General features: G+C 42.9%; 15 protein-coding genes. 5 read left to right on the top strand and 10 right to left on the bottom strand.

What is annotated here, in order from left to right; genetic code table 11:
• The first annotated feature begins 95 nt into the window (after positions 1 to 95).
• Both B3143_RS02115 and B3143_RS02110 read left to right on the top strand, forming a co-directional pair.
• Positions 96 to 872: a class I SAM-dependent methyltransferase gene (locus tag B3143_RS02115; RefSeq protein WP_104426661.1), complete on the top strand. Its 777-nt coding sequence runs from the start codon at positions 96 to 98 to the stop codon at positions 870 to 872.
• A gap of 15 nt (positions 873 to 887) precedes the next feature.
• The gene (locus B3143_RS02110; RefSeq protein WP_104426662.1) at positions 888 to 1,466 is read left to right on the top strand and encodes a hypothetical protein; all 579 of its coding nucleotides are present in this window, start codon (positions 888 to 890) and stop codon (positions 1,464 to 1,466) included.
• Positions 1,467 to 1,549: 83 nt separating this feature from the next.
• On the opposite strand, the gene B3143_RS02105 is transcribed toward B3143_RS02110, so the two are convergent.
• Both B3143_RS02105 and B3143_RS02100 read right to left on the bottom strand, forming a co-directional pair.
• Entirely contained in the window at positions 1,550 to 2,752 is a 1,203-nt protein-coding gene (locus B3143_RS02105; RefSeq protein ID WP_104426663.1) for a TIGR03862 family flavoprotein, read from the bottom strand.
• Between the two features lie 3 nt (positions 2,753 to 2,755).
• A complete protein-coding gene (locus B3143_RS02100; RefSeq protein ID WP_286739394.1) occupies positions 2,756 to 3,400 on the bottom strand; it encodes an SAM-dependent methyltransferase in 645 nt (214 codons plus the stop codon).
• A gap of 84 nt (positions 3,401 to 3,484) precedes the next feature.
• Here B3143_RS02100 and B3143_RS02095 point away from each other — a divergent pair, with 84 nt between their 5' ends.
• Positions 3,485 to 3,661, top strand: coding sequence for a DNA gyrase inhibitor YacG (locus B3143_RS02095; protein WP_104426665.1), 177 nt, complete (start codon positions 3,485 to 3,487; stop codon positions 3,659 to 3,661).
• Between the two features lie 154 nt (positions 3,662 to 3,815).
• Entirely contained in the window at positions 3,816 to 3,998 is a 183-nt protein-coding gene (locus tag B3143_RS02090; protein ID WP_104426666.1) for a hypothetical protein, read from the top strand.
• 32 nt (positions 3,999 to 4,030) lie between these two features.
• Here the strand turns inward: B3143_RS02090 and B3143_RS02085 are convergent, their stop codons facing one another.
• The 5 genes from B3143_RS02085 to B3143_RS02065 form a co-directional block, all read right to left on the bottom strand.
• The gene (locus tag B3143_RS02085) at positions 4,031 to 4,675 is read right to left on the bottom strand and encodes an MBL fold metallo-hydrolase (protein WP_208462492.1); all 645 of its coding nucleotides are present in this window, start codon (positions 4,673 to 4,675) and stop codon (positions 4,031 to 4,033) included.
• Between the two features lie 21 nt (positions 4,676 to 4,696).
• Entirely contained in the window at positions 4,697 to 5,710 is a 1,014-nt protein-coding gene (gene hemH, locus B3143_RS02080; protein ID WP_004781761.1) for a ferrochelatase, read from the bottom strand.
• 65 nt (positions 5,711 to 5,775) lie between these two features.
• Complete coding sequence (locus B3143_RS02075) at positions 5,776 to 6,804, bottom strand: DUF4062 domain-containing protein (protein WP_004781759.1); 1,029 nt, start codon at positions 6,802 to 6,804, stop codon at positions 5,776 to 5,778.
• A gap of 115 nt (positions 6,805 to 6,919) precedes the next feature.
• Entirely contained in the window at positions 6,920 to 7,798 is an 879-nt protein-coding gene (gene murI, locus B3143_RS02070; protein ID WP_034169818.1) for a glutamate racemase, read from the bottom strand.
• A 49-nt stretch (positions 7,799 to 7,847) separates the two neighbouring features.
• Complete coding sequence (locus B3143_RS02065; protein WP_004781755.1) at positions 7,848 to 8,459, bottom strand: DUF1285 domain-containing protein; 612 nt, start codon at positions 8,457 to 8,459, stop codon at positions 7,848 to 7,850.
• A 187-nt stretch (positions 8,460 to 8,646) separates the two neighbouring features.
• Between B3143_RS02065 and B3143_RS02060 the strand changes: the two genes are divergently transcribed.
• On the top strand, positions 8,647 to 10,359 hold the full coding sequence (locus tag B3143_RS02060) for an electron transfer flavoprotein-ubiquinone oxidoreductase (protein ID WP_004781753.1): 1,713 nt from the start codon (positions 8,647 to 8,649) through the stop codon (positions 10,357 to 10,359).
• Positions 10,360 to 10,470: 111 nt separating this feature from the next.
• On the opposite strand, the gene B3143_RS02055 is transcribed toward B3143_RS02060, so the two are convergent.
• The 3 genes from B3143_RS02055 to B3143_RS02045 are packed head-to-tail and all read right to left on the bottom strand — an operon-like array spanning position 10,471 to position 14,822.
• Positions 10,471 to 10,899, bottom strand: coding sequence for a hypothetical protein (locus B3143_RS02055; RefSeq protein ID WP_004781752.1), 429 nt, complete (start codon positions 10,897 to 10,899; stop codon positions 10,471 to 10,473).
• 18 nt (positions 10,900 to 10,917) lie between these two features.
• Positions 10,918 to 12,036 carry a hypothetical protein gene (locus tag B3143_RS02050; protein ID WP_286739318.1) on the bottom strand — a complete coding sequence of 373 codons (1,119 nt, stop codon included), beginning with the start codon at positions 12,034 to 12,036 and terminating at the stop codon, positions 10,918 to 10,920.
• Positions 12,033 to 14,822: a type VI secretion system Vgr family protein gene (locus tag B3143_RS02045; protein ID WP_286739316.1), complete on the bottom strand. Its 2,790-nt coding sequence runs from the start codon at positions 14,820 to 14,822 to the stop codon at positions 12,033 to 12,035. The genes B3143_RS02050 and B3143_RS02045 overlap by 4 nt, the downstream gene beginning before the upstream one ends.
• Between the last annotated feature and the right edge of the window lie 208 nt (positions 14,823 to 15,030).

Below are 15,030 nucleotides of genomic sequence, written 5' to 3'. Positions count from 1 at the left end.
AATCTAACTTTTCGGCAACAATTCACTCAATGAATAGGGCCGAAAAAGTGAATATGCTATTTTATATCGATGAAAAAGATTAAAAAGCGCAAAATATGACACAATCACTGCATCCTGCAGCTCAACAGGGGTTTAGTGCAGCGGCTGAGCTTTATCAGCAGGTACGCCCTGACTATCCGGCAGATCTTAGCCCATGGCTTGCCGAGACACTGTCATTGCCTGTAGATGCAGATCTTGTCGATTTGGGAACAGGAACAGGTAAATTTATTCCCTATTTGCTTCCACTCAGCAGCCACATCACCGCCATTGATCCTGTCCCTGAAATGCTGGCCCAGTTAAAACTGGCACATCCGGATATTCATACCCTAGAAGGGATGAGCCACCAGCTTCCCCTGCCCGATCATAGCGTGAATGCCGTGTTTTGTGCACAGTCATTTCACTGGTTTTCCAATCTGGAAACCTTAAAGGAGCTAGATCGGGTACTTAAACCTCAAGGCTTTCTGGTACTGGTCTGGAACCAACGAGATATTACAGTCGACTGGGTCAAAGCCCTGGCAGATTATATTGCACCACTGGAAGGCGATACACCACGCTATCATAGTGGTGCCTGGCGTAAAGTATTTGAAGAACAGAATCTCTTTCAGCCTTATGCTGAAACGCAAATGCGCCAGCTGCAGCATGGCCCTGTCGAGCAGGTAGTTTCCAAACGCTTATTGTCAACCAGCTTTATTGCCGCACTACCAAAAGAACAGCAACAGCAGCTCAAGCAGCAATTCGAACAAATTATCAAAAACTATACGGACAAGGGTGCAGAAGATATGATTAATTTCCCTTATATTACCTATGTTTATGTATTCAAGAAAAATAATTAGGAACAGGATTCAATCATGCACACCATTCAATTGATGTCACGAACTGCACTTTTCACTGCTGCCATGTTTTTGATGGCCTGTGACCAGAAAAGTTCACAATCTGTAGAACAGCAAGCAACAGAAGACTCTGCATCAGAGGAAATCATGCAGGAATTGAAAACTGGACCCGTGAAAAACTTCCCTAAAACGGAAGATGATCCCCATGATATTGCTGTCTTGAATGACTATGAAGAACGTTTTCAGGAAATGAGCGCGGATCTGGAAGCTGAGCTCAATGGCATGCGCAATGATGACAATCTGACTCCGGAATTTGTCCAGCAACGTCAACGCGATCATGTCCAGTCTTCGCTAAATATGCTCAAAGATCTGGAGCTGAAAACTGAACAGGGCCGTTATATTCAGGGTTTAATGTATCAATACTGGGAACATCAGGAAAAACTGGTGAATAGTTCGAAATCTCAGGTCACTACTGTGAATGAAGCCAGTGAAAATGTAAAAGGTCTAGGCAAATATCTACATGCCCAGGAGCAACTGGAACGCTGGCGTTCGCAATATCCAGAGATGACTACCGCAAATAAAGCCCCAGCACAATAAATAATACAGTTCAGGAAGCAGACGCTTCCTGAAATTTTATATGCAGTTCTAAGATTTAACTTTCACTTTCTGAAGAATGCGTATTATTGAGCTTGAACCAGATAGTGCTGCACCCCTTCTGCGGCTGCACGTCCAGTGGCAAAACAGGCAGTGAGTAAATAGCCTCCTGTAGGCGCATCCCAGTCCAGCATCTCACCACATAAGAACACATGGGGATTGGATTTAAGCTGAAGCTGCTCTGACAGAACCTCGCGTTTAACCCCACCTGCACAGCTAATCGCTTCCTGCATAGGACGGAAACCTGTTAATAATATTTTTAGATGCTTCACTTGCTGTGCTAGCTCAGCTGCTTCTTGCCAAAGTGGTTTTGGTACCAGTTCACGCACTAGAGCAGCTTTTGCGCCCTCTAAGCCTGCTTTGCGCCAGATATTATTCAAAGACTGTTTTTTACTTGGCTGTAATTTTTTAGCTAATTGTTCTACGGTTTGATCCGGAAAAAGATCCAGATTCAGCTGCATTGGCTGCCCCTGTTTCAGCTGTTGACGCAGCCCCCGGCCTTGTTTATAGATCAGACCACTTTCCAGACCATAGTGACTGATCACAATATCACCCATAGTCTTGTCACCGCCATCAACCCAAGCTTCGACCCGTTTCAGTGGCTGACCGAATACAGGTTGCATAAACTTGGACCATGGATATTCCACACCCGCATTACTGGCTTGGAAAGGTTCAATCTCGCTGCAATCAAGCCATGCTCGCCATTTGCCATCACTGCCGAGTTTTGACCATGACACTGCACCACAAGCCAAAACAATCGCATCAAAGTTTTCTGTGAATGTGCGATCATTTTTCAAATCATGAATCTGCAGCTGATGATTTTTTAGATCTAGAATTTGATGGCGATAATGAAACTGGATGTCATGCTCGGTCAGACGTTTTAGCCAGGCACGCAATAGTGGAGCGGCCTTCATTTCTGTAGGAAAAACTCGACCTGAAGAACCAATATAAGGTTCAATACCAAGATCTCTCATCCAGTTTTGAATCCATACGGCATCCCAACGTTTGATCCAAGGCGCTAACCAGTCCACTTGATCATAACGTTGCACAAACTGTTCGACTAGCTCGGCATGGGAAATATTTAGACCAGTTTTCCCAGCCATTAGGAATTTGCGTGCAGCCGAAGGCTTTTGTTCAAAAACATGCACCTCATAATCAGACTGACTCAGAACTTCTGCAGCCATCAAGCCTGCCGGGCCAGCACCCACAATTGCAATGCGCTTCGTCATGGCTTATTCCGCTGAACTCGTATTCTGCCCTTGTAGCGGCTGAAACTCATCAAAACGCGTTGTATAGCCTTCCGGTTTACTAATAATCAATTGCTGGCACAACTCACCACGTTCTAGATATTTAATTTCAAAATGAGTTCTTGCCGAGTCTTGGCCAATGACTTCTTTAACGAAAGGCAATTTCCACAGATTTTGAACCTGCTGCTCTGCCTCCTCAATATATTCAGGAATATTACTCGCTAAAGTGATCGTGCCACCAGTTTTTAAACGCGATAATAAAAACTCAAAAAATGGCATATTCAGCCAGTGCTGTGCCGGGTTATGCGGCTCAGGGTTCGGATATAAAATAAAGAACTGTTCGACTTGCGCTGGATAGAGAGCATGCACAATCCAAGGCAAGGCATCAGCATGAACCGTTTGTAAATTCGGCTGTCCTTCCAGCGCATGCTGTTTTTGCATGGCCAAAAATTTCTCTCGAGTTCGCTCGATCGCAATCAGCTTGCTGTTCGGATTGGTCTGAGTGAAGAGCAAAGCATGTTTACCTTTGCCCGCACCGATTTCCACACAAACCGGTTCAAAACTGATACTTTGGAAATCACGAGGCGCATGCATACGCTGTGCTTGAAATTGACGAATCGACATAATCAGATCAAACTAATAAAAACTGTATAAGTCTAACAAGTGCAGTTATATTTGCCTAATCGAAGCTTTATTTTTCTAGGGAGTGCGCTGATGTCGACCACTTTAAAATGTCCACGCTGTGGCAAACTGACCACTTGGGAAAATAATGAATTTCGCCCTTTCTGCTCGGAACGATGCAAAATGATTGACCTTGGCGCTTGGGCCAGCGAAGAATACAAACTGCCAACCCAAGATGCTCCAGCGGTTGAATCTTCTGAAGAAGACTGAACCTTTTAGAAGATCCTATCACATTAAGCATATCCTAAATAATTACATGATTTTTATAAAAGGCTTGTAGAAACCCAACACAAGTTAACAGCACATATGCCAGTTTAATACTATGTTCTTACGCAGAAATATCACATTATTTTAGAGCAAGAATATGGGCTACATTATTCTAAAGATTATTTTAATTGGGGTAGGAATACTTGCGATATTGTCATTAGGAATAGGCATTTTCCAACAGGATGGCTTATTTATTGTTGTTGGAATTCTCCTTGCCATTATGACTTGGCTGATCTACGCACAAACCCGTCAGTCTTTAAATAATCCTTTTAACAAATAAAAAGACCAGCTAGGCTGATCTTTTTATCTACTTTAACCCGCTTTTCCTGCAACGAAAGGGTTATGCTGCTTTTCAAAACCAATATTGCTGATCGGACCATGTCCTGAAATAAATTGGGTTTCATCCGGCAGGCTAAAACATTCGCGCTGGATTGAATCGATTAACTGCTGGTGATCGCCACGCGGGAAATCTGTCCGCCCAATTGAACCTTTAAACAGTACATCCCCTGTCCATAACAAAGCATGATTCTTGTTATAGAACATTACATGACCTGGAGTATGGCCTGGGGCAAAACGTACTTCAAACTCTTCATCACCCAGCTTGAGAACTTCTCCACCTTCCAGCCATTGCGTGACTTCTACTTTTTCCGGAATCGGAAAGCCATAACGGGCAGACACTTCCTGAATCATATCCAGCCAGAATGCATCGTCCTTATGCGGACCAATCACCGGCACATCCCAAACTTTTTTTAAAGCACCAACTGCTCCAGCATGATCGAGATGACCATGAGTCAGCCATAAAGCCTTGACTGTTAAGCCCAGTGCTTCTACTTCCGCTTTTAATTTCTCAGGTTCGCCCCCTGCATCAATCAAAACAGCCTCTTTACTGTCACTATCCCAAAGAATCGAGCAGTTTTGCTGAAATGCAGTCACAGGAACAATTTTGACTTGTAACATAGGATAAGAAACCTCAAAAGATTAATGGGCAAGCGTCTGATTCAATGCTTCAAGATTAGCCTGTAACAGCGTATTGAGCAATTGCACATGATCTTCACGGTTGTTCAAAGCCGGAATATAACTGTAGCTTTCCCCGCCATTGGCCTTGAAGGTCTCCCCATTTTCCATGGCCAGCTCTTCCAGTGTTTCCAGACAGTCAGCCGAAAAAGCCGGACTCATCACCTGAATTGATTTCACGCCCTGTTTGCCCCACTCTTCAATTAAGGCATCCGTATAAGGCTTAACCCACTCCTGTTTACCAAACCGGGACTGGAAACTAATTGCATATTGATCTTCAGATAGACCTAAAGCTTCTGCAACCAGTTTGCCTGTGATCCGGCAACGATCCGCATAAGGATCACCTTTATCGGCATAGGGCTGCGGGATACCATGAAATGACATCAACAGTTTTTCTGGCTGCCCATGAATCGCCTGATAATCCCGAACACTTTGTGCCAGTGACTGGATAAATAAAGGATGCTGATAATAATCGCGGATAATCGACAGACCAGGTAGATTGCGCTGTTTCAGCACCCATTTTGCGACCGCATCATACAGAGGTGCGGTAGAAGTCGCTGAATACTGGGGGAATAACGGAAACAGAATAATATGATCTTGCGGTTGAGCCGAAATCTGATCAAGAACAGCCTGAATATTGGGATTGCCATAGGTCATGGCAGGTACCACATTCAGTTCAAATTGCGGATATTGTTCAATGAGCTTAGCCTTTACTTGACTTACCTGCTGCAGCAGAATCTCACGCATCGGTGAATCCTGGCCCCAGACCTGTGCATAGGCACGGGAAACCCGCTTAGGACGGAACGGTAAAATAAATAAACGCAGGATGAGTTGCCAGATTGGCTTGGGAATTTCAATGACACGCTGATCAGATAAAAACTGCTTCAGGAAATCGCGTACTGCCGGCACAGTCGGTGCATCAGGTGTGCCTAAATTTGCCAATATAATCGTAACTTTCGGTTTAGCTGTAGAAAACATGCAGTACGCCCGTCGTAGTATCAACCTGCTTACTTTAACAGCTTTTTACTTATTCTCTATATGGATTAATACACTGACTTATATTGAAAAGTACGATCTTTATCCAGCAAGTTACTGTCTAGCAGCTTCTGTGCCTTAGGCGTAATCTGCCAAAGCAGACGTTGGCGGTCATCACGGCCCGACGGTATAATCCAGTCATTCTGGCGCATTTGCAATTTCAGGCTATGCAGGGCACGGATATTAATCTGGGCACGGGCTACAGCATGCGCGCGCGGCATTTCCGCTCGTGCATCTGCCAGACCGGTTTCATTCAAATACTCATTCATACGCTTGGAGAAAAATTCCTCCGGCGTTGGATTAATGAATGTAGAACCAAGAATAGCCAGCAATTGTGCCCAGGTCAGTCTTTTCTCAACTTTCAGCTCTTTAAAGTTACCATCCTGATAAGCATGCATACGGTATTCGAAAGAGAAAACTTCATGCATAGACACTTTCGGCAGGCTCAGGAAAGGATCCACTTCACGTGTCCCCCCATCGCGTTCCAGTTGGGCCACTTTGGCTTTGAGCTGGTCAATCTCGTCATGCAAGGCTTGAGTATTCTGCGGACGTACCCAGCCACTTACCGGATAGCGTTCCAGCATTTGCGGCATGTTCAAACGTACCGCCATTTCCAGATCACGCAAGGTGCGATAGCAAAAGACCTGATCAGCTTCCTGCTGCAATAACTGACGAAATTCTTTAAATTTTTCTTGTAATTCAGGTTTCGTATCGTGCAATGAAGGATCACGTGAAGCCGGATCTTCATGCATAAATACAATAATCGGTTTCTGCTTGGTCACAGCATAAATATATTCCAGGTGCATATAACCCACACCGGAAACCGACTGCTCACCATACTGGCTACCCAGCAGAATCACCACATAATCACAGTCATCAATCTGGCGACGCGCAAATGCAGTATTTAAAGGAGTGCGTTGTTCCAGCCCCCAGGAAAAGAAACCCATGCCGACCAAAGTTTGTGACAAGATGATCCGCTCTGGCTGCATTTCTGCACCAGAGGTGGAGATAAACACCTGATAACGTTTATCGAGCATTGATTATCCTCTTTTACTGCGCATTGATCTGGCCGGCTACACCCTGCCCTGACACAATATGACGACCCCAGTATAAAAATATATCTTTGAAAATTATAAGATGAGTGATGGTCGCCTAGCTGACTTCTGTCTCCATATTGCTGACCTGCCATTTAATATCGGCTGGAATCAGATGCCCTAAAATCGGCTGGAGCTGTTCAGCATTTTGACCACTAACCACAAGTCGGATTTTCAGACTGTCCTTGCACTCATGTTCAAATAATAACCCATTTTTAATCAAAATTCGGGCCGTTTGTCTCGCAACCGCGAATCCTGAGTCAATTAATGTCAGCTTTTGACCAAAAATATACTGAATTGACGATTTTAGGAAGGGGTAATGTGTACATCCTAGCACTAAATAATCAGCACCCTGATCAACAACCGGTTGTAAAATCTGAGTTAATGTCGCTAGACACTCAGGACTCATCTGTTGGCCGGCTTCTACAAAAGGCACCAGATCCAGACAGGTCACCGGAATCACTTTGACCTTTGCCGGCTCGGCAAAACGGGTCATGACATCCTTAATCAGCTGGCCACGAAAGGTTGCAGGTGTGGCCAGAACGGCCACCGTTTTGGATTGGGTATTGAGGACTGCAGGTTTTAGCGCTGGCACCAGACCAATGATCGGAAAGTTTTCACCGTAATGCTCACGTAAATAATCCAGGCTAAAAGCAGAAGCGGTATTACAGGCGACGACTGCAACTTTACAGCCTTCACGATACAGCCATTCAATCGCTCGCGCAGTCAGGTCACGGATTTCCTGATCTTTACGCGGTCCGTAAGGTACGTAAGCCGTGTCGGCATAATAAACAAAGCGCTCATTGGGCAAATACCGGGCAATTTCCAAAGCAACCGATAACCCTCCTACACCAGAATCAAAGATCCCGATAGGTGCATCAGCACTGGCTTTAGGCATGGGATCTACTAAGGGATAAATCGGTTGGATAGCGCTCATAACGTTGCTAGTTGCTTGTTTCAAATGACCTTGCGACAAAGCTTAAACCTCAGGTGCTTAAATGCAAGTCTAAATCACCACTTTTCAAGCTTAAAACCGTCTCTCCAGCAGCATTTTCACCGAGCTCGCCCATCTCCACCAGATGTAAAAAAGCAGCCCGCTGAATCAGCGCATTGATTCCAAAACGGACATGCACATAAGGACGCAATTCATCCTGATACTGACGCATAAAGATAGGATGTTCGCTATCGACAATAATGATGTCCTGAGTTGTGGTGGTTAATTGCAGGTAAGTCTTGCCTTCAATCTCGACCTGATCCACCTGATTCACAAACAAAGGTTCATCTTCGACCTCGATTTCAATCATTTCAACCGGCGTTTTTAGATAGAATTTTCCTTCTTCTTTCCAGAGTACCGTTGAAAACAGGTCTATCATCGGCTGACGCTTAATCAATTGACCTTCGTGCCACCATTCTCCATTGGCCAAAACCTTGAGATCCATTGCCCCACAATGCTTTGGCTGCCATTGATCCAAAGGCGGGATTGACCTTTTGTGACTGCCCTGTGCATCTTTTAAGTATTGTGCGATATCCATTAAATTTTTATCATCGCTAGAAGCTACTTTTTTCGTCGGATTTTTCTCGGGTGCTGACTTATTCATATAAAGAAGACCTTGATGACGGAAAAATAATATGTTTCAGCCAATTGGCTTAACCTGGGTTTAAAACTATACTAGCCCAGATGCTTAAAGACACTACTATTTTTGTGTCTAGGAATTCAGAACACTCATGGCAGCACCCAATCATCCGATTATGGTTGCCACCGAATAGAAATATGAGGAGTCCTACATGGAACACATCGAACGTGAATCGATGGAGTTTGACGTTGTGATCGTAGGTGCGGGTCCTGCCGGCCTGTCTGCTGCAATCAAGATCCGTCAACTTGCAATTGAAAACAATTTAAATGATCTGTCCGTTTGTGTCGTAGAAAAAGGCTCCGAAGTCGGTGCACATATTCTTTCAGGTGCTGTGCTTGAACCACGTGCCATGAACGAGCTGTTCCCGAACTGGAAAGAAGAAGGTGCGCCTTTAAATGTGCCAGTCACAGAAGATAAAACTTTCTTCCTTCTTTCAGATGAAAAATCACAAGAAGCCCCGCACTGGATGGTGCCGAAAACCATGCACAATGATGGCAACTATGTCATCTCTCTGGGCAACGTGGTGCGCTGGTTAGGCCAGAAAGCTGAAGAGCTGGAAGTATCGATCTTCCCGGGCTTTGCTGCTTCAGAAATTCTGTATCATGAAGATGGTACGGTGAAAGGTATCCAAACCGGTGACATGGGGATTGGTAAAGATGGCGAACCAACACATAACTTTGCGCCAGGTTATGAGTTGCATGCCAAATACACCATTTTTGCTGAAGGCTGTCGCGGTCACTTAGGCAAACGTCTAATCCAGAAATTCAATCTGGACAAAGATGCTGATCCACAGCACTACGGTATCGGCATTAAAGAACTCTGGGAAATTGATCCTGCCAAGCATAAACCAGGCCTGGTAATGCACGGTGCTGGCTGGCCTTTATCTGAAACTGGTTCTTCAGGTGGCTGGTGGTTATACCATGCTGAAAATAACCAGGTGACGTTAGGCATGATTGTGGATCTTTCTTATGAAAATCCACACATGTATCCATTCATGGAAATGCAGCGCTGGAAAACCCATCCTCTGATTAAACAGTACTTGGAAGGCGGTAAGCGTATTTCTTATGGTGCGCGTGCGGTAACTAAAGGTGGCTTTAACTCTCTGCCGAAATTCACCTTCCCGGGTGGTTCACTCATTGGTGATGATGCGGGCTTCCTGAACTTTGCCAAGATCAAAGGCTCACATACTGCCATGAAATCCGGCATGCTCTGCGGTGAAGCGGTATTTGAAGCGATTGCTGCCGGTGTGGAAAAAGGTGGTGACCTGGCGATTGCACGTGTGACTGAAGGTGAAGACTTCTTTGTAAAAGAGTTGACTGCTTATCCAGACAAGTTCAACAACAGCTGGCTGAAAGAAGAGTTATATAGCGCACGTAACTTTGGCCCGGCAATGCACAAGTTCGGTCAATGGATGGGTGGTGCATTCAACTTCATCGACCAGAACGTGTTTAAAGTGCCATTCACCCTGCATGATCTGGTGCCAGACTTTAAAACTCTGAAAACGGTTGATGCAGTGAACTTCAAGCCGAACTATCCAAAACCGGATGGCAAGCTGACCTTTGACCGTCTGTCTTCTGTGTTTGTATCGAATACGGTGCATGAAGAAAACCAGCCTGCGCATTTAAAACTGACCGATGCTTCGATTCCAGTAGATGTCAACTTGCCAAAATGGGATGAGCCTGCACAGCGCTACTGCCCGGCGGGTGTTTACGAAATCATGGAGAATGATGACGGTTCAAAACGTTTCCAGATCAATGCAGCGAACTGTGTGCACTGCAAGACCTGTGACATCAAAGATCCATCTCAGAATATCACCTGGGTAACACCGGAAGGTGGCGGTGGTCCGAACTACCCGAATATGTAATACTTAGTTAGCTTGCATAAGCCTCTAAAATAATTAATTACTTTAGAGGCTTTTTTTATATTTATAAGATTATGAAATAAACATCATTAAATTTTTTTGTGCAAGAAAAAATTAGTATTTAATAGATTTAAATATTTTATCTGCATCATGGCGCTGCCAAATATGAAATAGGCTGTTATGGGTACCATTCATAGCTTTTAATATTTCTGCTTGGGTTTGAACTGAGTTGTAACCTTCTATTTTTTTATTAAGAACCTCAAAAAATAATTTATCTGTATTATTTAATTCATTCGGTATATCAATAATGTCTTTTATTGTTTGCACAGTCCAGATTGGTTGAGGGAGTAAATCTTCCTCATAAACCATAATAGATATCCTTACTATGTCTATATAAGGTATTTTTATTATTACATCATCTATATTTACACCCACAATCTGATCATGCTCTAGGCTAAAATTTTTAATTTTAGTTTTATAATTATTCGCATCTAAATTTTTATTAGCTTCTTTTCTTACTAACCTTTTAAAAAACTTAAACATACAGGCTACCTACTGGAATTAAAATAAAGTCCATTCTGTAAAAGCTTCCAACTCTTCATCATAAGCTTCAACTAATTTATATGCTCCATACCCTCCCGCTAGACTGCCAATTATTACACCTACTGTTGAACATATGGGAGACCCGGGGCCACAAATTCCTCCTGCAATAGCGCCGCTCACAGCGCCAGCTGCCAATCCTGAGCCTATGGTTGCGACTTCTTTATAAAATTCCTTTTCTTTATTCTCAGCTGAATAAATCTCATACCAAGCATAGGAAATTGAAATAACTACAATTACTCTGCCTAGTGGTTTCATATACTTTGCTGCTTTATCAAAGGTTCCATGGGATGACCCTGATCCTTTAACTACACTATAAAAAACTTTATTTTTATCTGCTGTTGAAAGCGCCTGAAAATATGAATTTCTTGTACCTATTGATGCTTTTACATAATTATCCAAGGTTTGTCTTGACTGATCTTTCAGTTTTTTCCATTTATCAGGATCTTTTAATTTCAATGCATAATATTCTAAGAATTGATCTAAACTTTTAGCCGCTATTTTTTCTTTTTGTGATACTGCTAACGCGATTGGAGAATTCTTTTTCCTAGTCTGTTCTAAAATATCATTTCTTAATGTATGAGCCTCTTTCGAAGCGTCTTTTACAGTCATTCTTCTATTTTCGACATCCTTTAAGTAATCATGACTCATTTTTTTAATTGCTTTCATATAAGCAATTCTTAAGGAGCTATCATGATCTAAAAAGTTATTACTAAAGTAAAGTGCTGTACCATGTAAAGCTTCAAGTGCTATTTCTAATTCATTTTTAACTTTAACAGGTACTTTATTTGATTCTGCTTGTTTTGTTGTACCTGTAGTTGATTTTAATTTATATATCGATTTATTAAATTCGCCATTTTCTAGTGCGGGAACACGCACTCTGGCGATTTTTGAATTATTTAAAATTAACTCTATAAAGATTAAATCTAATTTATTGCAATTATAGATTTTGGTACAACCATTCGGATCAATTTTTCCTCCATAACTTTTTTGAGTTGTCGTATTTAGTAAGGTATAGCTTAATTTTGATAAAAGGTCTTTATTATCACAGAATACTTTTAAACGAGCCGTATAAGTCATTCTTCTAACTCCGATATCTCTGCATCATATTTATGCACCATAACCGTATATTTTTCTTCCTTATTTTCTGAAGTAACTCTAATAATTCCATCTTTGGGAATCTCTCCTGTTCGTACATTCTCCTTAGAATCGATAAGACTAAAAATTGGAGAGCTTTCTAATAATTTATTGTTTATTTTATGTCGCACATCGAACTCTAAAACATAGGAACTATTATGTGAGGCAGGGAGATAGGGAATATCATTTATTACCTTTTCCCCTGATAAAAATTGATGTTGTCCTGCCTTCATCTCAAACTGACCACCTGTCGTCGGCAAAATTCCGGCACTACTGATTTCAATTTGAGAACCGCCCGCAGTTAAAACAATTTCCTTCGCTGCTGTAATTTCGATCTGATCTTCAGTAGAAACAACTTTGATACCTTTACGCGCATTAATATCCATCCCATCATTTTGCGCCTGTAGTTCAACTTTGCCTTTTGCGGCATAAGCTCTTAAGCCTTGTTGGGCTGCAAACAGACTCACTTTAGAAGAGGCATGACCAATAATCTTTTTCTGCGAACTTAGGTTAATACTGTCCGCTGCCTGGTGGCTAATTTGACCTTCCGCAAACAAATGAATATCCTGCTGAGTACTCAGCGCAATGGATTTTGGTGCTGTCAGAATCATGATTGCCTGTTTAAAGGCAGCTGCTTTGTCTTGATCTTGCTGTTCAATTTGCTCAATAAAGCTTTTTAGGGTCTCAAAGATTTCAAGCGGATCAGTTTGCTGGTTTTTAGCAACATCACTCAGTGCTTGGCTCATCTGCAAGCCTGATTCAAGCTGGCTTTTCGCTGGTTCAGCATCCATATGTGAACCATCTGCAGCTTGCTGTTTATGAGCCGAAATCAATAACCCTTCACCTGCACGGACTGCACCTGATTGATCAGTTCTAAGTTCAAAACCTTCACCCCGCCCTTCACTTTCCGCCTGTTCTTTCGGATGACTCAAGTTACCCAGATTGAGCTGACTGGCAGCTTGATTACTATATAACTGTATACTGATCTGGCCAGTCGTATCATCAAAACGTAGCTGGTTAAAGCCTTGCCCCTGTACTTCTTGCGAGCGAATACCACTGAGTTTTTTGGTGTCTGGTAGTTGTCCTTTTTGATCAAACTTCGTCGGAGAACGCTGGCCTTCATGAATCCGACCTACCACAAAAGGCCGATCAATATTGCCATCGAAAAAGTCGACGGCCACAATTTCACCAATGCGTGGCAAGAAACGGACCCCATAACCTATACTTGCCCACGGGGTCAGAACATCTACCCAGGCTGAATCTGTATCACTGTCATTGCTGCCTGCGCCACCATCGTGAGCATGGTCATTCGGACGAGTGAACAGAAAACGGATTTTGATCCGCCCCCATTCATCCACATAAATTTCTTCATCTTCTGGCCCGACTACCTTGGCGCGTTGCGGATAGGCCTGTGGCCGCTGCAATAAAGGCTGGTATTCAGGGACCAAGTGGATATGGCGACGTTGTAAGACTAGCTGGTTGGCCTGACGCTCACCTGCGTCCTTGAATTCTGTCATCTTCCAGCAGCTTTGCTGAATTAAAGCATGGACCTGCTCATTTAAGTCTTTAGGCAAATTATTCTGGTTATAAAATTTCTTGGAGATGATTAAAAATTCTTTATCTACTGCTGGATGCTGGTCAATTTCAGGATGCTGATCCAGCCGAAACCAGTAACCCACTTGGGCATCACGTACTGTGGATGTTGCTAAAAATTGTTTGGCCTGTGCAGCATAGAAATGCTGCAAATTTTGGTTTATTTTTTCGATTTGTGCATCTGAGGCTGGGGTTGCCTGATCTGCATGCCTGAGATCAGTGACCCATGCCGGACTGATGTTCCAGGCCTGTTGCAATGCCAGGCTGGCATTATCCTGAACCTGACTCTGCTGGTGCTTGCTTTGTACTGAACCAACGCCTTCTTCCTGATTCAAGTGGTCCGCATGCCAGCGCTGGATATGTACAGCGGTCGGCTGCAACTGTCGTTTTGCAATAATACTGGTAATGCTATCTTCTTGTTCAGTAGCACTGGAACGATGGAAACGGATCGCCCTGCGGCTTAAAGCTTGGTAGTGGCTATTATCATCAACTAATCTAAGCTTTTGCGCTGCAATCTGTGCAGATGAATGCACGACTATAAACTCAGACTCATCAATCAACCAGTTAATCCCTTCACTACGCCATAAACGGGTTAAAAAGTCATAGTCGCTTTCATTCAATTGCATAGTAAAAGGACGCACATCATAAGTTTGCTGCAAACCGGATAAATCAAGCTTGAGTGCAACCGCAAACAATGGACTCTTACGCTGCCATTCTTTGAATAAGATTTCAGTAATCTCTCGGACACTTTTGTCCATGAACACACGACTATTACGGCGTTTATGCCATAGCGACGTTGCATCTTCTAGGATGAGTTTATAAAGCGTTAATGCGCCATCACTCTGTCCCTGAGTTGCTGCAGTAATAATTCCGGAACTGCGAAATAACTGTCTTTGATCCGTAACCTGATCTATCGCTACTTGAGTTCCAATAAATTCTTTAAGGGGAATCAAGGCATTAGTCGACACACAAATCAGCTCAATCTTTAGTCCCTGATTCAGGGCATGTTGGCCATCAATACGTTGCAGAAAAACTTCGGAATTAAGTTTTTGATGGGAAAACTGAACAAGCAAAGCACGCTTCTGTGCACTAAAACCCAATTGCTCTAATACTTGAGCGATATGATTTTTTATCATTTTTAATTGTTATAAATATTTTTACGGCATTATAGTGAATTATTTATATCCAGCCTAGGTTCATTGGTCTGGCCATGGTTCCGATTCATCACTGTAATTCTGGAAGAGGCTTGAATATCAAATTTTTTATTTTCTGAAAGTCAGGAATTTCAAGCCGATCAAGTATTCAAAAAAATAGTTTTTTTAATTTTAGGGTGTGTTGACACTT

Source organism: Acinetobacter sp. UBA1496 (assembly GCF_002324975.1).
GTDB classification, from domain to species: domain Bacteria; phylum Pseudomonadota; class Gammaproteobacteria; order Pseudomonadales; family Moraxellaceae; genus Acinetobacter; species Acinetobacter variabilis.
Note: the sequence above shows the minus strand (reverse complement) of the source record. Positions and strands in the feature narration are given on the sequence as shown.